This is a genomic window from Halorhabdus salina (assembly GCF_013839425.1).
Taxonomy (GTDB): Archaea; Halobacteriota; Halobacteria; order Halobacteriales; family Haloarculaceae; genus Halorhabdus; species Halorhabdus salina.
Window position 1 is genome coordinate 183938 of record NZ_JACDNP010000002.1, and the last position, 25851, is coordinate 209788.

Genomic DNA, 25851 nt, shown 5'->3' on the forward strand with positions numbered 1-25851 from the left:
GTCACACGAACACCACCGTCCGATCGCCCACCCGGGCGGCGTCAGTGTCAGTTACGGTAAGCGGGCCTGCATCCGGATTATATGCGTACGTCGTGAACGCGGTCGTCGTTCTTCCGCCCCCGTCAGTGGCCATGAACGCCGGCGATTCCTCGATCTGACAGCGGTGACCGTCGTCCATGATCACGTCGTCGAACCCCCCGGGGACCGCGGAATCGGCTCTTACTCGTTCAATTCCCCTATCAATCGGATTGACATCGAATACACCGTGATATTCGATCTCGGCGAGATGTTCCGAGAGACCAAGGCTCGGGACGTAATGGGATTTCCCGGCTTCAAGCATCGATTTGAGTTCCTCAAACCGGTCACCGTCACGTAGCGAAACATCGATCCTGTATGCCGGTTCGACCAACACTTCGTAGTTGTGCTGTTGGCGGAGCTTCGTCGGATCGGGTAGCTTCACGCTAATCTTGCCCTGAGAATTCAACGAGGAGAGGTCTCCTGCGGCAGTCGAGAGCGTATTCATCGGCATGTTCACTGTCCGTAGCTCTCTGACTGGCTCGATCGCGATCGACGACGCCCCCGGGCCGAACAGGTCGTAGTACTCGTCGCGCCCGATCCCGAGTACGGCCGCTAGGAGACCCGCGATGGTCGTTCGTGGAATGATTCGGTAGGTCTGTTTGACGATATTTCCTTCGACGCGCCTGAAGTGTCCCCACGGCCCACGAACGGTGAGTGACAGACACTGTTCGGGGACTGTCCGCTCCGTATCCCCGTCAGACACCGACTCGTCCAGCGATTGCCGAGCCATCGTCACTCGCTGGCTTCGGCCAGCGTGTTCCGGTATTCGTCGTATACGTTCACCTCGTCAACCGCGCTGGTACCGAGTTCATCTTTGAGAGCCCCATAGAGAAGTTCAGGGCCACCTGTCTCCCCGTCGTATGAGAACTCTAAGACGTCGCTCGCGACCACACGAACCTGTTCGATCTGTTCGCTCGCCCTGCCGAGTCGTTCGACGAACTCGTCGATGGAAACGACGACGTCACGTACGTTTCTGAGTTCTTCTTCGGATTTTGATAATTCTTCGTCGAATGCGAGATCCTTATCGAGACCGCCGACGTGGAAACTTTCCTCAGTATACTCGACGCGGCAATATAGACGAGGCTCCTGCCCGACTTTGCTCCGGCTGATCGTCTGATTCTTGATCGCTCGCCAGCAAAGTGTGTCGAGCCGTTTCACGTCGTCTCGCGTGAGTTTCGTGTCCTCGGCACCGTGCTCGTCGACGAGTCCGTGGAAGCGAATGAGTCCATACTGGATCCGGTGGTCGTCGAGATCGAACCCCCCCTGTTCTTTGCCCTCCTGAGTGGCGATGACGCTCGTCAGGCTGTCGTATTCCTCGTTCTCGTTGACGGCGTGCATCGTCTTTCCCGGGGAAAACTGGACTGGGCCAGTAAAGTGATCCGGCAGGTAGTCCTCGTACTCGCCCGCGTCAGTCGCCATCGTCGCCCCGAAGTATCGAACGTCGGCACTGTTCTCGAGGAACGTTCCGAAAATGTCGTCCCGAAACCGCTCGGCTTCTTCCTCATCGTCGTCGAAATCGTAGTCGTCGGGATCGACTTCTTTCAATCGATCTTCGAGGAGTTGTTCTCGCGTGTACTGGAGTCCCTCTTCCTGGACATTCCGGATGTAGACCCCGTGGCAGTCGTCGTCGAGTTGATCGCGGAGATACCGTTTCAATCGAACGTCGGTCACGATCGCCTGCTGTGTCTGTGGGTCGATTCGCGGGCGATCCGCGCCACTCAGCGGGTTGCCGTTGGGGTTCGCGTCGACGGCGTCGTACAGGAAGACGATCTCGGATCGATTCTCCACGATATCGGTGCTTTCAGTCATGTTAGTTTTCCTCCTCAGTATCGGTTTCAGTCTGATTCCAGTCAGGATGGTCGTTCATGCCGTACGTCACGCCGAGCGCGTAGTAGAACCGGAGATCGTCAGTCTCGATCTCCCATTCGTCAGGGTCGGGTCGCAGAATCGTCTCTCGGAGTCGTTCAACGATGTGTTCGGCCTTCGTTCCTGGTGGTCCACCCCCTTCCTTTTGCTCCTGCCGGGTGTATGTGAGGGTTTTCGCGATCGTCTCTTGAGTCACCTTCTTGATCCGTGCACGAGTGATCGACTTCACAGGATACTGGTCGACAAGTGTGGTCGAGCGATCCTCATGGTAGTCCTGATAGCTTCCGATATCTCCAACCAGTGCCCCGAGCAAGAATGCGCCGCGGCGCTGGTCGTTGAGCGATGCGTCCGGATCGTGGGCGAGCGCGGGAGTGTCTTCGATGAACGTCTCGAGCTTCTCCGCATCGGCGAGACCTCCGTCTGTCGCCATGATTTCCTCTACTGATTCCATGGAATATTCCTCGTAGTTCGGTTCTCGTGTGATCGATTCCCTTCCGGGGTCGTCCGTCGAGAGCAGGTCGAGTTCGTCGGTCGCCAAAGCACATAATTGTGCGAACTGGCTGGCGACGCGAAACGAAGGGAACGAGTCGACATTCTCGTTGTCTTCGTCCGTGTCGATTCGATCGACGTATTCCCCGAGTAACGTCTCGACCGAAATCGAGTCGCCGCTCAACACGGCGACGAGCGCTTCGATTCGCGGATCGTCGGCAGCTGCTTCGTCGTCGTCCCGTTCGGCGAACGCCTCACCGAAGTACCATCCAGTCGAGACAGCGTGTAATCGTCTATCGTCTCCAGTGAGCAAGCCCCAGTCGTCGTGAGTCGGCATTGGGGCCGTTCGGTCGATTTTCGACTGGAACGCCGCCGTCTGGTCGACAATCCTGTTGTGCTCTACAGCTAGCGTCTTCGGATACAACAGGCGGCCGTTCATCGTCTCGCCGAACACGTCGTATCGCGACATCTGGTGAGGCATGACAGCAGAGACGTAGAATCGCAACTCGTACTCGATCTCACGCCCTCGTAACTCCTGATACGCTCTCTCGACTGTCGTCATATCTTCGTCTTCTGCCGCGAAGTAAAGCATCCCGTACAATTCCCGGGCGCTATCAGGCGTCGGAACGCCCTGGAAGTACGGCAGATAGTACACCCTGGCCCCGAATGTTGAATACGCACACTCATCAACGAACGTCTCGGCGTTCATCACCGTGATCGCCGCATCTTCAGAAATGGGATGTGAACGCCACGCCTCCTCGATGTCGAGTCCGGGGAACTTCTCCAGTTGCTTGCCGAGGAAGTAATTCTGCGGATCTTCTGCCGTCCCGACAGTGCGCGTTCCATCTCCCGTAACCAGATCAGTTGCTTCGCCGGAGGAATCGTCGGCTTTGTTCTTCGTGACGAGTTTCGAGAGCTTCCGGCGTCGCATCGCTTCCATAAACCCGTCTATCTCACCGGGCCAGCGATACTCACCACCCGGCTCGGTTTTGATCTGTACCGTCAGAAGTGCCGTCGTCGAGTCGCCGCCGAGGGCATCAGTGACACCGTTTTCGATCGATTCGAGGATGTCATCGTCGTCTCCGAGCGTGGCGAGCGCGTCGATGATCCAGCCATCGTCGTGCTCGTCAGCGACGCCTTTGACTTCGTCGTCGTCGGCCCATTTCGTCAGTCGCTCTTTTGCATAGCGAGCGAGTTTTTCAGGGTCGCTGTTTCGACCGGCCTGATGCGTGACACTGTGATCGATCCCGCGTGCGGCCGGATACTTGCAGTGAGCGACGTGTTGGACCAGATCATCGCTGTACCGCGTCACCCATACCGGACCTCGGTCGTCATCGGCCAGTGACGGTTCGTCACTGGAAACGTCTACCCGGATGACGATCAGACTGTCGTCGGTGTCTATGAGATCGCCAGCAGCGTCCGGAGTGAGGTACGGAGCATAGTCACCGCCACCGAGCGTCCCGAGCGTGTAGAGTTTCCCATAGAGGTACTGGATGCTCCGGAGCGACGATATCGGCGAGTCCGGTAGCTCAACAGCTAACTCATCGTCGTCGTATTCCTCGCGGAACTCTTCAGGCGAAAGCATCTGTTCCCTCCAACTCAGTCTCGCCCGGTTCCGTCTTCTCAACGACGTTCACGAACCCGAACCCGAGGCTATTGCGCTCGCCGATCCCGACATCCAGCAACAGGTTCAGATGGCGACGATGATCGTCGTCTCGAACGGTATAGTCCAAGCGCCACTTGCTCAACACCCACGTCTCCGTCTCGCCGGTCGTCGGCTCGACCGGGATTGCAAACGTCTTGAGCAGCTCGTAGCCGTCGAACAACTCGCCGCTCACCTCGCTCGGCCCGGCCAGGTACTCCGGACAGAACAGGTCGTGTTTCTGGTCCAGATTGGCCTCGATCTGATTCCGGAACGGTTCCATTGTGTGCTCTGGCCGCCAGAACTCCGCCTCGTCGTGATCAACGTCGATCCCGTACTCCTCGAAGCGCCAGGGCGGGATTCGCACCAGCACGCCGGTTCCAGTCGAAATGGTCCCGCTTGTGCCGGGTTCGCCCACGTCGGGCGAGAGCGCCGTCACCTCCTCGACGGTGAAGGGCATCTCGCCGATGTTCAACTCGGGATCGTCCTGCAAATCGGCGGCGACGTGGGCCAGCAATTCCTCCTCGGGAGAGGCGACCAGCAAGGTTCGCTCGTCCCCCTCGTCCATATCCCCGGGTGGGAATGGGTTCGAATAGGTGAACGGTTTGGGCTGATTCTCGTCGTGCACCGCGTCGTAGTCGGTCCCGTCGAGTGCGTTCCAGAGTCGCCCGCGGAGTTTGTGGTGATACGCGTTGTCGTATGCCGCGTCGGCTCGTGCCCGTAACCGGGCGAGAACACGCATCCCGCGTCACCTCACCTCTCGCCGTTCAGTTGGTAGCATTACCCCTTCACGGTCATTCGGCTCACTAATAAGGTTCATTGTGCCAAAGTGAAAGTGAAGCCCACAGAGGGCCGGCTGGAAAGCAAATCTTCTCAATTCCGAAAGCCGACGCGAACTACGAGACGGCCGTCGATCCGGACCCATTGCAGTATCTGCTGACCGGGGCCGAGGTGGTGGTCCCGTTGCAGGTCGAGCGCGAACTACGCGAGATGGCCGGGTACGACGACATCCACGCCGCGGCAGCGACAAACGTCCTCGCCGCGAGCGAGCACTACACGCTCGCCGATCCGCTCGATCGAGCGGACACGCCCGAGAAAGTACCCGATCGCGGCCTCGACGAGGGAGCGACTGCCGGGATCGTGTTGGCAAACGCACTCGAAGCCGACGCAATCGTGACCGACGAGTTCCGGAACCTGGCACGGATTCACGCCCTCCTCGACGGCGTCCAATTGGTTCCGACACCGCGACTGGTACGTGACTACGCCCGAGCAGGACATCTCCGTCCCGAGCAGGCCCGGGTCTTGATCGAAACCATCGCGCCACACCGGAGTTGGGAATCGAACAGGTACGTCCAGGCTGTGAAAGAATCGTTGTAAATTAGAGAAAATACAGGAGAAACCCCACGGCTTTAGCCGTGGGATGAATCCGTACGCTTCGTGGCATAAACCGTACTACAGTAGCAAGGCAACTCCCTAACGTTCATAAACCACCAACCACACATCTAATCTATGGAAGTGCGGCGAGCTGTCCCGGTCACGCTTGATGTGGACAGTGACGACGCCGCACTTCTCGAAACCACCGTGGACGAATTTCTGTTCGCCGCACAGTACGTCGTTGACCATGCGTTCCAAGCCGAATACGTAACCACGAGCAAAAGCCAGCTCCAAGACGAAACCTACGACGACGTACGTGACCAGACGCCACTGAACGCTGGTCTTGTCCAGAACGCTCGGAACAAGGCCGCCGAAGCCTGCAAAAGCGTGGTCGAACGCTGGAAACAGGGGAAGAAGGCGTCCAAGCCGTCTATGACCGCCCCGCACGTCGTCTATGACCACCGGACGGCTACGTTCCACGACGATTACGTGAGTCTTGCCACCACAGACGGACGGGTCGAAGCCGACTACCGGCTTCCCGAAGATATGGATGGGACGCCACACGCCGAGTATCTGTTTTCCGACGAGTACGAGGTGACTGGGGCGGAGTTACACCGGAAACACGGCGAGTGGCAACTTCACATCCACACCAAGACGGATGTGGAGTTTGACACGCCAGAACAGGCGACCACCGAGAACGGAACGGTTCTCGGGGTTGACCTTGGCGTGAACAACCTTGCCGTTACCTCAACAGGCACGTTCTGGACGGGCGCCGAGTTCGACCACTGGCGCAGAGAGTATGAAAAGCGGCGTGGCGACCTGCAAGCGTGTGGCACTCGGTGGGCACACGTGAATATGCAGGCGGTCGGCCGGAAAGAAGAAGGCCGATTCAACCTGACACTACACCGGATCGCCAACGAGCTTGTTCAGGAAGCCCACGACCACGGCTGTTCGGTGATTGCGTTCGAGGACTTGACCGACATCCGGGAACGCACCGGTGCGTCGTGGGGGCACAAGTGGGCGTTCGATCGGTTGTACGGGTATGTCCAGTACAAAGCCGAACAACACAGTATCACCGTGGAACAGGTCGTACCAGAGAACACGTCGCGGCGATGTTCGGCGTGTGGGTTCACCCACCCAGACAACCGCGACAGCGAAAAATTCGAGTGCCTGAAATGCGGCTACGAGAATCACGCAGACTACAACGCTGCGAAGAACATCGGTTTGCGGTATCTCCGTCGTAACCAAACTGGGGACGACGGAGGCGCACCCTTGGGCGTGCGCTTGAACAGCGGGACGTTGAACGTGAACGGTGAGTATGAATCACCTACCGACGTTTCGGCCAGAACGGGAGTCCACGCTGAATCCCACCGCTTCAGCGGTGGGTAGCTCAAATACGGGTGTGAACTGACGGGACGGGTACAGATGAGTAGCGGCCAAAGAGCCTGTTTCTGCTCTCAAACCAACCGAATCCTGGTGGATCGAAAGGGCGAACCCGTCTCGCGCGTCGCTGAGCGACCTCTGTCCGAGCGAAGCGAGGACATGTCGCTCAGCGATCGCGAGCGGGTGAGGGCTTTCAAGGCAGTCTCATTCGTTTCGAATCCGTCCCAGAGCACCTCCATCAGAACACACCGCGACCTTTAGGACCGTCCCCCACCGAGAATAGTCATCGTGCGCATCGAGCAGAGTTTCATCCCCGTCAGGGGCGTCGGCGAGCAGACCGAGCGTACTCTCTGGCAGCAGGGGATCACCCACTGGGACGACTTCGAACCGGACGCCGTCGGCACAACGACCGCCGAGCGCATCGAGACGTTCATCGACGACGCTCGTGACCACCTGGCCCAGCGGAACAGCCACTATTTCGGCCGTCAGTTCCCCAGCCAGGCCCAGTGGCGGCTTTATGAGTCCTTCCAAGAAACGGCGGCCTTCTTCGACATCGAGACGACGGGCTTAGACCAGCGCCACGACGCCGTGACGACCGTCAGCGTCCGGCAGGGTGGCGAAACGAAAACGTTCGTCCAGGATCGCGATCTCTGCGCCGAGCGCCTCCGAGATGTCTTTGGCGACGCCGACCTGCTCGTTTCCTTCAACGGCAAGCGCTTCGACGTCCCGTTTTTGGAGCAGTCCTTCGATCTCGATGGCGTGCTCGACCGACCGCACCTCGATCTGATGTACCCGTGTCGGCAACTCGATCTGACGGGCGGGCTGAAGCAGATCGAGAAAGACGTCGGCATCCAGCGCGATCGGCCGGATCTCTCCGGGAAGGATGCCGTCCGGTTGTGGTACGACTACCAGCGTGGTGACGACGACGCTCTGGAAACCCTCGTCTCCTACAATCGCGAGGATGTCGATCACTTAGCGACCGTCGCTGACAGGGTCGTCACGCGGCTCCACGAGCGAACGGTGCCTGAAGACTGCGACCTCTGATCAGAGGCGTCGTCGGTCGGTTTCGCCCGCCCCGGTGGCCCTCCCGTGGCTGCGGAGCAGATGCGTCCGACCGGCGAGCAACCCCAACACGAGGCCGGTAAAGTGCGCGATCAACGCCACGCGACGGCCCCGCGTCAGCCACGTGATCGCGAGGGCGACCCCGAGGACGACCACGATCGCCACCCGCGGACTGATGGTGATCCGGGTGGCGACGGCGTCAGTCAGGCGGTTGCCGGCAAGGAGATACCCAAACAGACCGAAGATCGCACCGCTGGCACCCAGTACCGAGACGCTGTCGCCGAGCAGTTCCGTGACCGTCACCTCGGCCGCGCCGGCGACCGCGCCGACAGCGAGGAAAAACAGGTAGAACCGCCAGGGTTCCGTCCGCCGTTCGAGGACGAGTCCGAGGACGAACAGCCCGAATGCGTTGGTCGCGAGATGTAGTGGGCCTCCGTGGGCGAGGACGCTCGTCAGGAGTGTCCAGGGTTCATGGGTCAACGGCCAGGCGACCGCGAACCCGACCGGGACGCCAAACACGGAGAACAACACCTGCAGGAGAAAGACCACCACGAGCACGCCGATCAGCGTCGTCGTCGGACTCGTCGCTCTGCTCATACCTCGCGTACGTCGGCCGGCATCAAGAAGGGTCGGGCCGTCTCGGGTGGATCATTCGCGGGAACCGATGGGCGAGCGCATTCGCGTCCAATCAACGGTCGTTGATGACGGTCGGGTCGACCCACAGCAAGAAGCCATCCTCGCGGCTGACGACGCCGCGGATCGACTCGACATCTTCCTGTGGCTTGACAGCCGTGCGCTCGAACGTGCTCACCTGCTCAACTTCGTCGACCAACCAGCCGGATTGCTCGTCACCGTCGCTCTCGAAAACGATGATCCGGTGACCGCCCTCGTGATCGTCCATCCCGAAGATGACTTTCGGATCGATGATCGTCGTGGTCTGTTCACGCAAGTTCATCACGCCCCGGACGTGCCGTTTGCTGTCCGGGACTGGCGTGAGCGTCTTTTCGTCGACGATTTCCGCGATGTATTCGATCTCGACGCAGTATCGCTGGTCGTCGAGATCGAACTCCAGGACCTGTATCTCCTCGCCCGTCTCGGTTTGTGTTTCGCTGCCTTCGACTGCCACGATCAGTCACCCTGTTCGAGGCGATCAACGGCCGACTCCAGATTGTCGACCATCTGGGCCTGTTCCTCGTTGGCGGCGTAGATGTTCTGGACCTCGCTCGACACCTCACGGGCCTGCTCGGCGACCTGATCGACCAGTGAGGCGACCTCTTCGGCGCTTGCGGCCTGGTCGTCAGTCGCCTCGGCAACCTCGCCGACCCCGCTGGTTGCCTCCTGGATCGCGTCGACGATTTCCTCGAGGGCGTCCATCGTCGCTTCGACTTTCGTGATTCCGCTGTCGACCTGTTCGTTGGCTTCGGCGAGACTTTCGGCCGTCTCGTCGGTGTCCGCCTTGATGCCGGCGATCATTCGCTCGATAGTTTCGGCGTTCTCCTGGGCGTCCTCGGCGAGACTTTTGACTTCGTTGGCGACGACAGCAAAGCCTTCGCCCTCCTGGCCGGCACGGGCGGCCTCAATGTTGGCGTTCAGGGCCAGCATGTTGGTCTGATCGGCGATGTCGTTGATCACCTCGACAATCTCGTCGATCTCGTCGACGCGATCCTGGAGGTCATCGAGGTCCTCGGTCACGTCGGTTGTCGCGGCGTCGATGCCTTCCATCTCGTCGATTGCCTCTTCTGCACGTTCGGAACCGTCCTGAGCGCGGCGTTCGGCCTGTTCGGTCGTAGTGGCGACTTCTTCGGCACTCGAGGCGACCTCCTCGACAGAGGCGCTCACGTTGCCGACCTCGCCGCTGACTTCGTCCATGGATTCGGCCATGCGTTCGGCCGTCGAGGAAATCTCGTCGGAACTCGAAGCGACATCGTCGGCGTTCTGACTGAGTTCCGCCATCGAGTTAGACACTTCTTCGGCGGCCGCCTTGACGTCCGAGATGTCCTTGAAACTCTCCGTAATGCCGACGACGTCACCCTGGTCGTTGGTGATCCGCTCGGAGACGAGTAACGTCTGTTTGGTCTGGCCGTTGGGCAGTTCCTTCTCGACTTCGACCTCGACGCGCTGTTTGCCCTGCTCCATGAGCTGGCGCATGGTGCAGTTTTTATTCCCGCAGAACTTCCCCGACATCTGGTTCATGCACTTCAGCGTGTCGCGATTCTCCGTGTCGACACCAGTCCACTCCTCCATCACGCGGTTCTGCTTGACGACGTTGAGGTTTTCGTCGATGACGCGCTGGGCCGATCCCGATGTATCGTACAGCTGATCGGGATCGTCCTCGATGACGACTTCGAGTTCGGATCGGTCCTCTGTCGGGACAGCGTCTTCGGGGACGTCGTTCCACTCGACCGACTCGCTGGACTCCGCTGTCTCGGCCTGTTCGGAGCGTTGGACCGTGCCCCCATCGGACTGTACCGGCTTCGCTGTCGAACTGCCCTCGTGGTTGGGAATGTGCGGTTCTTGGGCCGTCGTCTCCGGCTGTGGGTCGTCGGTCTCAATGTCCTCCGTATCGACCGTCGTCTCGCCGTCGGAAGGTTCGTCCACGTCGGTGTCAGCGACGTCGCTTTTCGATCGTTCGTCCGCAGCACCGTCGAGCCGGTTGGTAATTCGATCTCTGAGTGTCATCCGTGGTCACGGTAATACTCAACAACCCCTCCGCAGATACGAATTGACCCGATTATTTGTGAATGGGGCTCCATTGCACCCAAATTTATTAGGGTGTGTCTGTTTCCATCGGTGATTGAACCGACGGAACCGCGAGACGCTCGATGGGACTGTCCGGTCAAAGACGACCATCGGCGATCGTCAGTCGACGGACTCGAACAGTAACTGCAGGACGTTTCGCTGGACAGTGCGAACGTGTTGGTGGAAGGTCGCGGGGGCAATGCCAATGGCATCAGCGATTTCCTCGCCACTGCTCTCGCGAGGCCACTCGAAAAAGCCGCGCCGGTAGGCAATCGTCAGGATCTCTTGCTGTCGGTCGGTGAGTCCTTCCAGCGCGCCCGCGAGTGACATCGTCCGGTCCGCCTCAACCGTTCGCTGGGCGTGGAGTGTCAGATCCGCATAGGTGTCTTGGAGATCCTCGACGAACGCTCGTACCTGATCGGTCCGTGGCACGTAGACCGTCAGTCGGTTCGTCCGCTCGTCGGCGACGAGTCGGTGCAGACGAGCACCGTGTGTCCCGAGGATTGCAAGCATGGTCGACTCACGGAACGCGAGTTCGATCTGCTCGTCCCCCTCGGCCCCGAACGTCGTCGCTCGTTCGACCATCGGTTCGGCCGCAAGGGACTCGGCTACCGGCCCGATATCTGGTGCCGTTGCGTAGGCCAGATAGTTGCCGTCCGACCGTTGTACGACGCTCGTGACGGTCAGTTCCGAGTCCGTAAGCGACCCGAGACTGAGGAGGAACTCCTCGCCGGACGGGATCGTGAGTTCGAGTTCGACGCCACCCCCCGACTGGAGGGATCGATCGCGTTCGAGGCTGGTGATCGCGTAGGCGATGGTCGTCCCGAGTTCGGCCAGGACGGTCCGTTCTTCGTCGGCGAAGACGCCAGGCTGATCGGCATAGATCTCCAGCACGCCGTACTCGCGCGTCCCGTAACTGATCGGGATGGCGACAGCGGCCTGATAGCCCATCTCCAGGGCCGTCCGTCGCCATGGCCCACTCGTATCACTTGAGACGATGTTCGGCACTTCGACGATACGCTGTTGCTCGATGGCGCGCGACGCGATCGACGTGTCCGCCGAATCGTCGCCGATGGTTGCGAATGCCTCCGCCCGGTCGTCCGAAGCGGCCCGGAGTGCGAATCCCGGGTCAGTCACGGACGGGGTACCGATCCAGGCGAGTTCCCAGTGATCGATCGACGCGAGGTTCTGACAGACGGCGTCTTCGACCGCTGAGCGCGTCGTGGCTTCGACGATCGTTTGCTGGATGTCTCTGATGATCGCGTTGATCCGACGGAGTCGTTCGAGCCGTTCGTTCTGGCGCTCCAGTCGCGCCGTATACTCCTGGAGTCGTTCGCGCTGTTCGACGCTCTTGTAAGCCGCAGTGACGTTCCGGGCCAGCGTTTCGACGAACTGCCGGGCGAAGTCGGTTTGTTCTGGCCCATGCTGGCGATCGGCTGCAAGGACTCCCACGTCGCCGATGGGGACGGCGAGTAGTCGGGACGATGGTTCGGACTCGTGGTCTCCCGGATCGAGCGCGTCGAGAGCAGGGTCCTCACGAACGAACGCCTCCCAAATCGGGCCGTCGTCGGGACCGACAGTTTCCTCGAAGACGGAGTTTTGGGACGTCGGCACAGATCGAGCGACGCGCTCCAGCGTGCCGGTTTCGTCGTCCCACCGGTAGAACGCCAGCGGGACGGTCTCGGCAGTGCCTTCGATCGCATCGATCGTTTGGGCCGGAATGGCATTGGCGGATTCGACGTCGAACAGCGACCGCGTGGCCTCGTGGAGTGAACGCAACTGCTGGCGTCGACGTCGGTCGGCAAAGAGGGCACCGACTTGCTGGACGAGATTGCGGACGAAGGTGAGTTCCAGCGTCGAAAACGGTTCGTCCCGGGCATCTTGGGCTACAAAACAGATCGTGCCTTGCAGGTCACCGTCCACGAACAGCGGCGCGCCGACGTATGCCGAAATCCCGAACTGTTGGTAGGCGGGTTCGTCGTCGAATCCCTGGCCAGGGGCGTCGTAAATGCTGAAAACGTCTTCCCGTTCGACGACGGTTTCACAGAACGTGTCTTCCAGCGGGAGTTGTTGTCCAGCAGAGAGTTGATCGCTCTCACCGGTAAGCGTCGAGAGTTCGACGACGCCGTCTTCGATGGCGGTGAGATAGCCGACAGACAGACCGACGCGTTCACGACCGATCTCGATGATAGCTTCGATCTTTTCGTCGAACGATCGATCGGCGTCCGTGAGCACGTCTTGGAGGTCCAGGAGTGCGCGATCGTTGGCTTCGAGATGCTGGCGGTGCCGATATTCGGCAGTGATGTCACGGACGGCACCGCGAACGGCCGTGACCGCTCCTGTGTCGGTCAGTGGTTCGCCGACGATACGGACCCACCGTTGGTCGTCGTCCCGGTCGATCCGCACGCGATAATCAAAGCCGAGGCCGTACTCCCGCGCGCGGTCGAACGCCGTCTTGACGCGCTCACGGTCCTCCGGGTGAAACACCGCAGTCACGGCCTCAAGCGTGGGTTCGCTGTCCACGTCGAGATCAAACAGCTGACTGAACTGCGTTGTCGTCCGCACGGTTCCCGATTCGACGTCATACTCCCAGGCACCGACGTTAGCCAATCGCTGGGAGTGTGCCAAGAGATCGCGACTCCGTTCGAGCTGCCGTTCGCGCGTCTTCTGTTCGGAGATGTCGACGTGCACGCCGACGACGCGGACTGGCTCGCCGCTGTCATCGCGCTCGACCACCCCGCCGACGGTCCTGATCCACTTCCAGTCGCCCTCGGCCGTCTGCAGTCGATGTTCGGCCTCGTATCGCTCTGTCTTACCGTCAAGATGGGTCTCGATCTTGGTCTCGACGGCCGGCAAATCGTCGGGATGCACCAGTTGTTCCCACCCCTCCCTGTCGGCTTGGATGGTTGCGCGGTCGTAGCCGAGTATCTCCCCCCACTGGTCGTTGAACGTGACCTCGTCGGTCCGGAGGTCCCAGTCCCAGATGCCGAGGTCGGTCCCCTCGACGACGAGCTTGAGGTGGTCGGCCAGGCGGGCGAGTTCCTGTTCGCGGGCTTTCCGATCGGAGATATCCGCCTGGATCGCGACGAAGCCGGTGATCTCCCCGTCGGCTTCGATCGGTGCGATCGTCTGATGGGCTGTATAGTGTTCGCCGGTCTTTCGCTCGTTAATTATCTCCTCTTCCCAGCGCTCGCCGGAAAGCAGCGTCTCCCACATGTCATCGTAGTACGCCTCAGCCATCTCGCCTGACTTGAGAATTTGGGGGTTTTCGCCGATCGCCTCGTCCGAATCGTAGCCGGTAATTCGCTCGAACGCCGGGTTGACGTAGTTGATGGTGCCATCCCGATCCGTGAAGTAGACGGCGTGCCCAGCGTTCTCGACCGCCGATTTGAGCCGTTCGCGGTCCTGCTCGCGCTGCTTGCGCGCCGATATCTCCCGCGTCGAACCGACGAGATACTCGACGGTATCCTCGACGATGACTGGGGCAACCCGTGTCCACCAGACCGTTCGCTCGCCGTCCAGATATATCGCCTCTTCGTACTCGATGGGTTCTCGACGCTTGAGGCACTCCCGATATCGGGCCGCAATTTTGGCCCCCTGGTCCTCACCGACCGCCTCGCGTGGCGTCTGTCCCTCGATCTCCTCGGCATCGATGCCACTCTGGGTTTCGTAGGCCGGGTTGACCCGGTCGATGACGAACCCGTCGTCAGTCACGTCGACGAGAAACGCCCCGTCCTGGGTATGCTCGAAGAACGTCTCGGCCATCTCGAGGTCACGCTCGCGTTGCTTGCGCTCGGTGATGTCGGTAAAGACGGTCGCGAACTGACCGGCTTCGGGTGAGAACACGGAGACGTGAAAGTGCTTCTCCAGGGGTGGATAGTACGTCTCGAACTCGATAGGGTCGCCCGTTTCGACGACGGTTGCACATCGGTCGAGATACGGGGGCTCGTCTGACTCGTAGATGTCAGTCGCGGGCTTGCCGACGACATCTTCGGCCGTCAGGTCGAGCGTGGCCTCAAAGGCCTCGTTGACTTCGAGCAGTCGGTAATCGACCGGCTCTCCGTCTTCGAAGACGAGTTCGTGCAGTACCACCCCCTCGTTCATCTCGGTGAACAGCGACCGGTAGCGGTGCTCCAACGTTTCGAGGCGGCTGGTCGCTCGTGTGTGTTTAACAGCGTTGTCGATGCGGTTGGCAAGCAATGTGTACTGGTCTATCCCGGTTTCTTTCTGCAGGTAGTCTGTGACGCCGGCCGAGACCGCGTCACTGGCCACTGCCTCGGATCCTCTGCCGGTATAGAGAATAAAAGGGAGGTCGGGCCAGCGCTCCCTGACGGTTCGTAAAAATTCAATCCCGTCCTGGCCGGGCATCTCGTAATCGCTGACGATACAGTCGTAGGATGTCGCTTCGAGTTGGTCCAGGCCGGCCTCGGCGTCCGGGACGGTCGCGACGGTGATCCGGTTGTCCTCGCGTTCGAGCGCGTCGACAGTCAACGACGCGAGGTCGGCGTCGTCCTCGACGTAGAGAACGGCTATCTCACCGTCCTCCTCACTAGCCATACGTGAACGCTTGACTAGCCATGGGAATAAGCGTATGCGTTCGACAAAGACGCTGGGGTGGCGCGATCAGCTACTCGCGATCGCCACCGTCCGCGCGCAGTCGATCGCTCGCCGTCCGGCGCAACTGTTCGAGCAGCCCCTCACAGGCGTCACACTCCGCACAGGTCGCCGTCGAGCAACTCATCGACGCGCCACACCGCGGGCACTGCATCCCGGCCGCCGCAGGGTCGAACTCGTAGTCACAGGTCGGACACTCCATCAGGCAATCACCCCGAAGGCGGCCGCGAGCAGACCACCGACGCCGAAGGCGACGACCCACGAGCCCAGCCACATCAGGATCGCGCTCTTTGCATCCCGTTCCTTGAGGATCATCACCATCGCGAGGATGCAAGGGACGAACAGCGTGATCACGACGAGGCCGATGAACACCTGCGCACTGGAGAGTGCCATATCGGTCATGCCGGCGGCGGCGAAGTCCCGCCGAATGAGGCCGAGGACGAGAATCTGTCCGAAGTCCGTGGGCATGCCGACCAGCGAGGTCAGCGGTCGGAGCCCGTCCTGGATCGCGGCCAGCCCGCCGACGTAATCCAGCGCGGAGATCGCCAGGGCCGTCACGGCGAACAGGGGAATTGCCTCCCGGAGGAACATCTTCGCCCGGTTGTACGTCTTCCGCAGGATGTTCCCGGGCCGGGGGATGCGCATCCGCGGGAGTTCGGTCACCAGCGCCTCGCTCTCGCCGGGCAGCGTCCGATCGAGGAAGACACCGGCGACGCCGAGGACGACCAGGAGGATGCCGAGATAGCCGAACCAGTATATCAACCCGAGGCCAGCCATCAGGCCCATGATGACGCCAAGCTGGGCCGAACAGGGGATCCCCAACCCGAGCAGTGCCGTCGAGATGGTCCGTTCGCGCTTCGAGCCGACCATCCGGGTGGTGATGACCGCCATCGTGACACAGCCAACGCCGACGATCATCGGGACGACCGCCCGGCCGTTCAGGCCGATGCGGTTGAGTCCGCGGTCGGTCAGGACGGCCAGTCGCGGCAGGACGCCCGAGTCCTCGAGGACGCCGATCGCGAGATAGAACGCGATCACGAGCGGGAGCAGCGTCCCGACGATGTACTGGACGGTGACCGTCAGCAAGCCGAGATTGTCATTGATAAGCAGAAACTCGATGGGCTCGATCCAGCCCGCTTCGGGCAACAGGCCGCCGACGAACGATTCGACGGCCGGGATGTAGTGAGCCGCCAGGATCTCCCCTTCGAGTTTGTCGACCAACCGCTGGGCGACCAGATCGCCGATGAAGTAGTAGATCAGCCCCAGGACCGCCAGTGCAATCGGCGTCCCGGTCAGTGGGTTGATCATGAGATCGCTGAGTCGGTCGCCGATCGACTCGTCGGTCCGGGTCACGTTCTGGACCGAGTCGACGATCGACTGCACGCGCGAGCGACGCTGTCCGTACACTTCCTCGCGCAATCCGGGGTCGACCAGGGCCGGCGAGCCACCGTCGGCCATCACGCCGCCGACGTCGGCTTCCCGTGCGAGGTCCTCGTCGCCCTCGACCAGGAGCGTCTTCTCCCGGCGACTCGCCTCGAGTTCGTCGGGGAGTTCCTCGTAGTACGCTTCGATGTCGGTTGATTCGGGGGCGGTCGCCTCAGGGACTCGCTCCCGGAGTTCGTCGAAACCCTCGCCGTCGATCGCGACCGTCGGGACGACCGGGACGCCCAGGGCTTCTTCCAGCGCCTCGACGTCGACGTCGATCCCACCCGCCTCTGCCTCGTCCATCATGTTCAGCGCGACGACGGTCGGGATTCCCATATCGAGTAGCTGGAGCGTCAGGAAGAGGTCCCGATCGAGGTGGGTCGCGTCGACGACGTTGACCACGGCGTCGGCTTCGAGGACGATTTCGCGGGTGACCCGTTCCTCCTCGTCGAACGCGGAGATGCCGTAGACGCCTGGCGTATCCGTTAGCTGGTAATCGCCAAACTCGGCGAGTGTGGTGTCGACGGTCGTGCCGGGGTAATTGGAGACGTCGACGTACTGCTCGGCGAGTTCGCCGAAGACGACGCTCTTGCCGACGTTCGGACAACCGACCAGCGCCAGCGTCGAATCGGCGTCGATCTCGCTCGCATCACAGCCAGCGTCGTGACACCCGTCCATGGTCAGTCACTGGCCTCCGCGGTGGGCCGTTCGATCTCGATCTCCTCGGCAAGAGCGGCCCCTAGTGCGAGTTCGGTCCCGTTGTGCCGAACGATGACCGGCCCTTTCCGAATGTGGTGGCGACACTCCACGCTCCCATCCAGGAACCCCAGGCGCAACAGCCGTGCCCGGGTGTTCTCGTCCGGGACGTCCACTAACTGGACGGACTCGCCCGACCCCACGTCGGCCAGTACTTCACTCATTTAGTCTCACCTAAGTAGGTGTAAGCTAGGTTAACCAAAAAGAGAATGTGGGAGTTCCCACTCGTTGAAAACAGATGTGGACAAACGTGATGGTTTAGGCCGACCTATTTCTCGATGTAACCGGAGACGTGGTGGTATCGTGGGTCCTGGCATTGGCGGACAGGTGTCAGAGAGGTAGACAGCTGATCCACTCCGGTGCAACCGAGGCCGAAACGTATTGGACTGGATATCGCTACGGCAGGCAGTGCAAATAGAGAGAGTGTATTCAACATGCTCCTTGTGTTCTATGCAGGTGGAGGTAGCTGAATCAGCTGTTAGAACAAGGAAGCTTCCCTCACATGGACGAAGAGTGGCCTCGAGACCGTCGGATCGTCAGCATACTCCATTCGTACAGGCCGACTCAAAAAGAACATTTTAGCGTATCTTCTCCCAACTCGTACGGATGAGAGGCACTGAAGAAGATGAAGAAATCGAACGAGCGATTCAGTATTTAGTCCATTCGTTCGAAACGTCGGGGAATAATCCGAAACCGGTGATACTCCATAGTACACGAGTCGGGATGGATCTTTACGACAGAGGATACGAGAAGCCCATTGTTATCTCCGGCTTCCTCTACGATCTAATAGAGGATACGGATGTGACTGCTGTTGAGATTCGCTCGGAGTTCGGAGACGACGTTGGAAATATTGTGGCAGCCACTAGTTTCGACGAGAGTATCGACGACTATCTCGAACAACACTACGATATCTATGAAAGATGCTTCGAACTTGGACGGCCTGCGGTCGTCGTGAAAGCTGTGGATATCCTCGATAACAGTGATTACTACGATTTGGAGGGGTCGGAGGAACTACGAAAGAACCTGATCGAGAAGATGGAGTACTTCATCGAGCACTCTGAACCGTCTATTGGAGACGAGGACGTCCATCGGGAACTCACGGACAAGTTCACCATCGTGAAGGAACGATTGGGGATGAATCCGGACAGTTGATCTGTGTCACAGTTTCACTGTGTTCCGGCTGGCCATCGAGCCAGAAGTGGTACGTTGCTATCTGTACTGATCGCTCCACCGACTCCAATATGGACCCACTGTCAGTGCAAGAGACGTCCATCTCATCCGTCACGCAAGCCGTGACAAGAATTGGAGAGAGTCCGTGCGAAGCCTTTCTCTGGGTGGACAGCGTGGACCTGGGAGTCAACCGTCGGGGCTTTCCCCGCTCGACGCGGAGTCCGGTCGATGACCGACGGTGAAGGAACATACACGCTCGTGATTGCGCTCGAAACGGACGCGACGATCACCTTCGGTGCGGCCGGCGAGCGCGCCCTCGATCCCGGTGGGTACGCCTACACCGGCAGCGCGTTCGGCGCGGGCGGATTCTCACGGATCGACCGCCATCGCGAACTCGCGGCGGGCGAACGAGACACCCGCCACTGGCACGTCGATTACCTACTCGGCTACGACGCGACGCGGATCGCCGACATCGTGAAGACGCCAGACGCGGACGTCGAGTGTCCTGTCGCCCGGACGCTCGCCGACGAATGCGAACCGATCGAGGGGATCGGGGCGTCAGATTGTGACTGCAATACACATCTCGTGTACGCGCCCGAGGTGGAGGACCTCCGTCAGGTGGTCGAACATGCTCACGAGGCGGCTCGTCAGGCGTGACGATCGACCGCAATGCACTCACTGCCGAACGACCAACCCACGCCCATGACTGACTGGGACGTCTATCTCGTCACGCAGGAATCGCTGTCGGGCGACCGAACCACCCCCGAAGTCGTCGCGAACGCTATCGACGGCAGCGTCGACGTGGTCCAGCTCCGGGAAAAGGACGTAAGCGCACGAGAGCGCTACGAGATGGGCCAGGAGATCCGGGAAATCACCCGCAAGGCAGGCGTCACGTTCATCGTCAACGACCGCGTGGATCTGGCGCTCGCCCTCGAAGCGGACGGCGTCCATCTCGGCGACGAGGACCTGCCCGTCCCGGAGGCCCGCCAACTCCTCGGCGAGGACGCGATCATCGGCCGATCGGTGAGCTTCGTCGAGGCCGCCCGCGAGGCGGCGGCAGCGGGCGCGGACTACCTTGGCGTCGGGGCGATCTACGCCACCGGCTCGAAGGACGATATCGACGACGAAGAATACGCCATCGGAACGGACCGGGTGGCCGAGATCGTCGATGCCGTCGACATCCCGGTCGTTGGGATCGGCGGCATCACCGCCGAGAACGCGGGCGCGGTGATCGAAGCGGGTGCCGACGGCGTCGCCGTTATCACCGAAATCACGGGTGCCGACGATCCGGCAGCCGCGACGCGGGACCTCGCGACCGTCGTCGCAGACGCAGACTAGACGGTCGAGACGTCCGCATCCGAGAGCACGACACTCATCGAATTACGGTTCTCCGTATTCCGATCGATCGCTCTGCCTATCGAGAACGAGACACCCACCAGCTCTACACACGTTTTCTTGGAGGGCTGGATTCTACGAGGACGGCGGCGAGATCTGAACTAACACAGTATGGTTGGTATTATTTAACACATGATTTATCACCGCAACGCTCCTAGACTAAGTATGGGTACAGACAGGGCCTCGACTGGCATCCCAGGGTTGGACGAAATCCTCTGTGGTGGGTTCCGGAAAACCCACAATGCCCTGGTTCGAGGCCCGCCAGGGGCAGGCAAGACGATTTTCGGCTTGCATTTCCTCTCAGCGGGTGTCGACGCCGGGGAGACGTCACTCTACGTCAACCTCGGAGAGCCGGGCGAGTACGTCACTGAGACGCTCGAAGCGTTCGATCTCAACCCAGCAGAGATCCATGTCCTCGACCTCTCGCCGTCACACGACGATTTCGCCGAAGGAGAGAACTATTCGGTCTTTTCGAACGCTGAAGTCGAGCAACCCTCGTTCATCGATGAACTTCGCAGCACCGTCGAGGACCTCGACCCTGATCGCGTACTGCTCGACCCGATCACGGAATTCCGCTATCTGACGACCGACGAACGCCAGTTCCGGAAGCACATTTTGGGATTGCTCGATTTCCTCCGGGCGAGTGGGGCGACAGTGGTATTCACCTCCCAGGCCTCGGACTCGCTCTCTGACGATGACCTCCAGTTCCTGACGGATACGGTGATCAATCTGGACACCCAGATCGACCACTCGACGCTGTTCGTCTCGAAGTTCCGTGGCTCATCCTACCAGCCCGGCATCCATTCCTACGAGATCACGGACGAGGGGATCACCGTCTACCCGAAACTCGCTCCGGAAAGCGAGCGGGTCCAGACTAGCGAGGAGTCCGTGCGGAAACTCACCGCGGGCATCCCCGAACTGGACGAACTCCTCAAAGGTGGACTCGACCCCGGCACCGTCACGTTCGTCAGTGGCCCCACGGGCGCGGGCAAAACCACGACGGCGTTGCAGTTCATCAAGGAGGCGGCCGGCCGTGGCGAGCAGAGTGTGATGTATTCCTTCGAGGAGTCGCCCCGCACCGTCCGCCAACGCTCGCGTGCGATCAGCATTCCCATCGACGACATGCTGGACCGGGGGACCCTGGCCATCGAAGAGATCGCCCCCAACGAGTACTCGGCAAACGAGTTCACGTCGCGGGTCAAAGCCGCCGTCGAAGAAGACGGAGTGAGTATCGTCCTGCTCGATGGGTTGGAGGGCTTCAAACGAAATCTGCGTGGGTTCACAACCGACCCGGAAGACGTCTTGCTCCGGATCGTGCGATATCTTCGAGCGGCGGGCGTCTCGACGTTCATCACGAACGAAGTCACCAACATCACCGGCGAGTTCCGCGTCACCGAAGAGTCGGTGAGTAACCTCGCGGACAACATCATGTTTTTGCGCTACGTCGAAGCCGAGAGCGAACTCGGCAAGGTCATCGGCGTGTTGAAGATGCGGACGGGCGACTTCCAACGGAGTCTCCGCGAGTTCGAAATCACGCAGTATGGGCTTCGGGTGGGCGAACCGCTGGAGAACATGCAGGGCATCCTCACGGGGACACCACAGTTACAGGAAACACAATCCGACGCCCGCGCCCATGACGGGGACTGAGACATCCCCGTTCGACGTGCTCCCGGAGCGAAAGGGGAGCGTTGGCACCGTCCTGGTCCAAACGGTGAGCGACGGGGATCGCCGACAACTCAAAAACTGGCTCGAAGAACAAGCTGACTACGAGGTCGCGCCGGCTGATATTCACTGCGGTGAGTCCGATTGTTGTATTATGGATTGGCAGACACTCCTCGACAACCAGGAGACACTCCGAGAGCGAAAACACGAGTCACAGATTCCACTCCCGGTCGTGTTGCTCGTCCCGGACCAACGAGCAGAAGCGATATTTCGCGCCCTGCAGACTGAGTACCAGGAGCTCGAACCGCTCGTTGACGAACTGCTCGGGATGCCACTCTCCCAATTCGAACTCAGACAGCGACTCGATTCCGTGCTGCGGGCCCGAACACAGGCGGCCCAGTTGCATGCAAAACACGAACAGCTCTACACGATCCTGGACCAACACCCCGGCCATGGGGTGATGATCACGGATACAGCGGGGACAATCAAGTACGTAAACCAGGGCTTCGAACACCACTCGGGCTATACAGCCGAAGAGGTGCTCGGTGAGAACCCACGGATTCTGAATTCGGGCGTCCACGACGAGTCCTTTTTCGAAGAGCTCTGGGAAACGGTCCTGTCCGGGGATATCTGGACTGGCGAACTGACCAACGAACGCAAGGATGGCACGCGATATATCGTCGATCAGGCGATCGCACCGCTCACGGGCCCGAACGGCGATGTCCAACGGTTGGTGGCGATAAGTCACGAGATTACTGACTTGCGCGAACTCGCGGACAAACTCGAGGAGCAACGGACCCAACTCGACCTGCTCAACCGGGTGTTGCGCCACGACATTCGAAACGATATGCACGTAGTGCTCGCCTGGACGGAGTTCGTCGAGCCCCATGTTGACAACGAGGGCGAGGCGATGCTGGAGAAAGTAATGACGGCTGGCGAACACGTCGTCGAGCTGACTGACGTTGCCAAGACGATCGTCGAAGGGATCTTTGGGGATTCGGAGCCTTCCCTCGAACCAGTCGAGGTCGAACCGCTTCTCAGACACGTCATCGAAACACGACGGGAGACGTTCGAGCACGCGACGATTTCGGTGGATGGGGACCTGCCGGACGCTTTTGTCAACGCCAACGAGATGCTCTCGGCCGTCTTTCGGAACCTGATCAACAACGCCATCCAGCACAACGATTCGGACGAGCCGACAGTTTCCCTTAAGGCGGAAGAACGCGACGGCTCAGTTCGTATTCAGATCGCGGACAATGGCCCTGGCATTCCGTCGGAGCGACGGGAGGACCTCTTCGATAGTGACGTCAAAGGCTTAGACAGCGAGGGCACCGGGATGGGGCTGTATTTAGTCGATAAGCTGACCGAGATGTACGATGGTTCGGTTCGGATCGAGGCAAACGAGCCCCGGGGCAGTGTTTTCATCGTTGCATTCCCCACGATCGAGAGAAACGCAGGTGACCAATGACTGAGAGCGAGAGCGATCTGTTTGAGACGACCATTCGGGAGTCCCCTCGGGTACTGCCGCTCGTGTCGGATCCGGGCAACCGCGAGCAGCTTGCCGCGTGGATAGACTCCCGTGAAACCCTGGCGTGTGTTCCATTCGAGGAGGATCTGGCAGAGATCGATTTTGACGTCTGTATTCTCGATAAAGGGGCACTACAGGAGTATCGTCAGGAGCTTGGGCGTATCAAGGAGGAGGCCGAACCGATTATCGTTCCGTACCTGTTGTTAGTCCCGGAGTACGATGAAAGCCTCATCGAATTCGAACAGCAACAACTCATCGATACGGTCACACCGGCCTCAGTCGACGAAATCGCGAGCCTGCCGATCAAACAACAGGAGTTAGAATGGCGTGTGCGTGCCCTCCTCCGCCTCCGAAACCAGTCGATCGAGGCCCAAACCGAGGGCCGCCGCTATCGGGCGCTGTTCGAGAGTGTGAACGACGCTATTCTCGTTTCCGATACCGATCGAACCATCGTCGATTGTAACCAGGCGTTTACCGATCTGTTCGGCTACTCGCTCGCCGAAATCGAAGGGAAGCCCACCCACACGGTCTACGAAAGCAAGGCTGAATTCGCGGAGATGGGCGAGGCGATCGAGAATTACATCGGTGACCCTGCGTTCAGGAAGATAGTCTCCTATGAGACGAAATCGGGGGCAGTCTTTCCCGGCGAAACTGGCGTCTTCTATCTGCAGGATCGGGACGGAACGATCCAGGGCTTTATTGGCTTGATCCGGGATGTCTCGGACCGGCTACAGCGAGAGCGCGAACTCGAACGATACGAGGCCGCGGTCGAAGAATCGACGGACATGTTGAAAGCAATAGATCGGGACCGACAGATCCTGTTCGCGAACGAGCGCTACCGCGAGTTCGTCGGAGAACCGAACGAGGAACTCCGCGGTCGTCACGTCCGTGATATTGTTGGGGAGGACAGCTACTCGGAGATCGACCCGCGCTTCGAGCGAGTTTTGGCGGGTGAATCGCTCCAATATGAGCGCGAACAGACAACAACCGATGGGGAAACACGGATCCTCGACGTTCACTATTACCCCTTGCGTGAGGAGTCAGGGGACGAGATCACGGGCGTCGTCGCGGCACTGCGGGACATCACCGAGCGCGAAGAACAACTCGCTCGGATCGAGCGCCTCTCGGAATACCGGCGGATTCTCTCCGAGGTCAATCAGCTGTTAGTCTCGAAAGACGGGAAAACCGAGGTTCTATCGCGTATCATGGAGAGGCTCGCGGACAGCGATCTCTTCGCGTGTACGTTCCTTTCGGAACGCCAGTCCCAATCGATAGCCTTCAGCTGCGAGACGGACTCGGACCTGGACCACCAGTCCGTGGAATCGTTCCACACCGCGGCGTACGTCCAGGCGGTGACCGAGAATGGGGCGTTGCACATCGACGACGTGACTGGCTCACGCTTTAACCAGCATGTCGAGGATGCACCGGCACACGAGGGCTACGCTGTCGAACTGTCGCATGCGGGCGAATCGTACGGGATTTTGACGGTTCACTTCCCGCCTGGTGAACACCCCCGAGATGAAGAGATGGCATTGCTGGACGATCTCGGTGACGACATCGGGCTGTTCCTGCACGCACGAGAGACGGAGGCCGAACGGGAGCTGTTCGCCGAGATCGTCCAAAGCCTCGACGACCCGGTCATGTTTCAGGATCGTGATGGGGCTTTTCAGGTTATCAACGACGCCGTCGCCGAGTACGCGGATCAACCGCGAGACGCCTTGCTCGGGGATGACGAGTTCGCCTTCATGGACGACGATGCCGCACGGATCGTGGCCGAACAGAAGCAGCGGGTGCTCGATACGGAACGACCCCACACGTACAACCTCAGAACGACGTTCCCGGAGAAGAGCGAACGCGTGTTCAAGACGACCCGGTACCCGCATTACGATACCGACGGGTCGCTGGATGGCACCGTGGCTATCTGTCGGGACGTGACAGATCTAAATGAGCGTGAAAATAACCTTCGCGTGTTCGACCGCGTGCTTCGGCACAATATTCGAAATAATATGAATGTGGTGCTGGGAAATGCCGAGTGGATCCAGGAAAATCCCCAGGCGGATCACGAGCAAGCCACACAGCGAATCCTCGATACTGGCCGTGACCTCGTTGATCTGTCACATAATGAGCGCCGGATCGTCGAATTACTGACGGATCCCCAGCACGCACAGACGATAGACCTATTGCCCATTCTCGAACGAATACGCGCCTCGATACGCGAGGAATATCCCGACAGTGAGGTCCACATTGAGGGGGCAGAGACCGTGACTGTACAGGCAATCTCAGAGATCGAAGCAGCGATCTACGAACTGGTGGAAAACGCCATCAAACATCAAACCCGGGAGCCCCCGCACGCGACGGTGACCGTCAAAGACAACGCTGACTCGGTAGCAATACGAGTCAAAGATCACGGGCCCGGCATTCCCGAGATGGAGCGGAGTGTGTTGCTCGGTGAGCGCGATATCACGCCACTCCTCCACGGGACCGGACTGGGGCTCTGGCTGGTCAAACACATCGTTACCCAGTCCGGCGGCCGACTCGACTTCGAAGAGAACGACCCGGAGGGAAGTATTGTGGAACTTCAATTCCCAGTCGAAGAGACGGCATGAATGGCACTCGAGCACTGAACTCGGGCGTGTCACTCGGAACCTGCCCGATCAGTTAAGGCCCT

The 25851-nt window shown here is 60.1% G+C and carries 20 protein-coding genes; 9 read left to right on the top strand and 11 right to left on the bottom strand.

What is annotated here, in order from left to right:
• Position 1: 1 nt before the first annotated feature.
• From cas5b to cas6, 4 genes are read right to left on the bottom strand one after another with little or no spacing between them, the layout of a single operon-like run.
• Positions 2-808, bottom strand: coding sequence for a type I-B CRISPR-associated protein Cas5b (gene cas5b, locus HZR20_RS03605; RefSeq protein ID WP_181685226.1), 807 nt, complete (start codon positions 806-808; stop codon positions 2-4).
• Between the two features lie 2 nt (positions 809-810).
• Positions 811-1887 (bottom strand): type I-B CRISPR-associated protein Cas7/Csh2, encoded by a 1077-nt coding sequence (cas7b, locus tag HZR20_RS03610; protein ID WP_181685227.1) that lies wholly within the window; start codon positions 1885-1887, stop codon positions 811-813.
• 1 nt (position 1888) lies between these two features.
• Entirely contained in the window at positions 1889-4018 is a 2130-nt protein-coding gene (gene cas8b / locus HZR20_RS03615; RefSeq protein ID WP_181685228.1) for a type I-B CRISPR-associated protein Cas8b/Csh1, read from the bottom strand.
• On the bottom strand, positions 4005-4817 hold the full coding sequence (gene cas6 / locus HZR20_RS03620) for a CRISPR-associated endoribonuclease Cas6 (protein ID WP_181685229.1): 813 nt from the start codon (positions 4815-4817) through the stop codon (positions 4005-4007). Before cas6 ends, cas8b begins: the two co-directional genes overlap by 14 nt.
• 77 nt (positions 4818-4894) lie before the next feature.
• Here cas6 and HZR20_RS03625 point away from each other — a divergent pair, with 77 nt between their 5' ends.
• The 3 genes from HZR20_RS03625 to HZR20_RS03635 all read left to right on the top strand — a co-directional run bounded on the left by HZR20_RS03625 (position 4895) and on the right by HZR20_RS03635 (position 7876).
• Complete coding sequence (locus HZR20_RS03625) at positions 4895-5452, top strand: hypothetical protein (protein ID WP_181685230.1); 558 nt, start codon at positions 4895-4897, stop codon at positions 5450-5452.
• A gap of 132 nt (positions 5453-5584) precedes the next feature.
• Positions 5585-6838 (top strand): RNA-guided endonuclease InsQ/TnpB family protein, encoded by a 1254-nt coding sequence (locus HZR20_RS03630; protein WP_181685231.1) that lies wholly within the window; start codon positions 5585-5587, stop codon positions 6836-6838.
• A gap of 282 nt (positions 6839-7120) precedes the next feature.
• Positions 7121-7876, top strand: a complete 756-nt coding sequence (locus HZR20_RS03635; RefSeq protein WP_181685232.1) for a ribonuclease H-like domain-containing protein — start codon at positions 7121-7123, stop codon at positions 7874-7876.
• On the opposite strand, the gene HZR20_RS03640 is transcribed toward HZR20_RS03635, so the two are convergent.
• The 7 genes from HZR20_RS03640 to HZR20_RS03670 all read right to left on the bottom strand — a co-directional run bounded on the left by HZR20_RS03640 (position 7877) and on the right by HZR20_RS03670 (position 17592).
• Positions 7877-8491, bottom strand: coding sequence for a rhomboid family intramembrane serine protease (locus HZR20_RS03640; RefSeq protein WP_181685233.1), 615 nt, complete (start codon positions 8489-8491; stop codon positions 7877-7879).
• A gap of 91 nt (positions 8492-8582) precedes the next feature.
• Positions 8583-9020, bottom strand: a complete 438-nt coding sequence (locus HZR20_RS03645) for a chemotaxis protein CheW (protein WP_181685234.1) — start codon at positions 9018-9020, stop codon at positions 8583-8585.
• Between the two features lie 2 nt (positions 9021-9022).
• Positions 9023-10573 carry a methyl-accepting chemotaxis protein gene (locus tag HZR20_RS03650; RefSeq protein ID WP_181685235.1) on the bottom strand — a complete coding sequence of 517 codons (1551 nt, stop codon included), beginning with the start codon at positions 10571-10573 and terminating at the stop codon, positions 9023-9025.
• Positions 10574-10753: 180 nt separating this feature from the next.
• Positions 10754-15190: a PAS domain S-box protein gene (locus HZR20_RS03655; protein ID WP_181685236.1), complete on the bottom strand. Its 4437-nt coding sequence runs from the start codon at positions 15188-15190 to the stop codon at positions 10754-10756.
• A 70-nt stretch (positions 15191-15260) separates the two neighbouring features.
• The gene (locus tag HZR20_RS03660) at positions 15261-15449 is read right to left on the bottom strand and encodes a hypothetical protein (protein ID WP_181685237.1); all 189 of its coding nucleotides are present in this window, start codon (positions 15447-15449) and stop codon (positions 15261-15263) included.
• Entirely contained in the window at positions 15449-17350 is a 1902-nt protein-coding gene (gene feoB / locus HZR20_RS03665) for a ferrous iron transport protein B (protein WP_181685238.1), read from the bottom strand. Before feoB ends, HZR20_RS03660 begins: the two co-directional genes overlap by 1 nt.
• 2 nt (positions 17351-17352) lie before the next feature.
• Positions 17353-17592, bottom strand: a complete 240-nt coding sequence (locus HZR20_RS03670) for a FeoA family protein (protein ID WP_181685239.1) — start codon at positions 17590-17592, stop codon at positions 17353-17355.
• 442 nt (positions 17593-18034) lie between these two features.
• On the opposite strand from HZR20_RS03670, the gene HZR20_RS03675 reads away from it, so the two are divergent.
• The 6 genes from HZR20_RS03675 to HZR20_RS03700 all read left to right on the top strand — a co-directional run bounded on the left by HZR20_RS03675 (position 18035) and on the right by HZR20_RS03700 (position 25789).
• Positions 18035-18580 carry a hypothetical protein gene (locus HZR20_RS03675; protein ID WP_220132637.1) on the top strand — a complete coding sequence of 182 codons (546 nt, stop codon included), beginning with the start codon at positions 18035-18037 and terminating at the stop codon, positions 18578-18580.
• Positions 18581-18826: 246 nt separating this feature from the next.
• A complete protein-coding gene (locus HZR20_RS03680; protein WP_181685240.1) occupies positions 18827-19255 on the top strand; it encodes a GIY-YIG nuclease family protein in 429 nt (142 codons plus the stop codon).
• Between the two features lie 45 nt (positions 19256-19300).
• On the top strand, positions 19301-19936 hold the full coding sequence (gene thiE, locus HZR20_RS03685) for a thiamine phosphate synthase (RefSeq protein ID WP_181685241.1): 636 nt from the start codon (positions 19301-19303) through the stop codon (positions 19934-19936).
• A gap of 222 nt (positions 19937-20158) precedes the next feature.
• Complete coding sequence (locus HZR20_RS03690) at positions 20159-21640, top strand: ATPase domain-containing protein (RefSeq protein WP_181685242.1); 1482 nt, start codon at positions 20159-20161, stop codon at positions 21638-21640.
• A complete protein-coding gene (locus tag HZR20_RS03695) occupies positions 21627-23123 on the top strand; it encodes an ATP-binding protein (protein ID WP_181685243.1) in 1497 nt (498 codons plus the stop codon). Before HZR20_RS03690 ends, HZR20_RS03695 begins: the two co-directional genes overlap by 14 nt.
• Positions 23120-25789, top strand: coding sequence for a PAS domain S-box protein (locus HZR20_RS03700; RefSeq protein WP_181685244.1), 2670 nt, complete (start codon positions 23120-23122; stop codon positions 25787-25789). Before HZR20_RS03695 ends, HZR20_RS03700 begins: the two co-directional genes overlap by 4 nt.
• Positions 25790-25851: the final 62 nt, after the last annotated feature.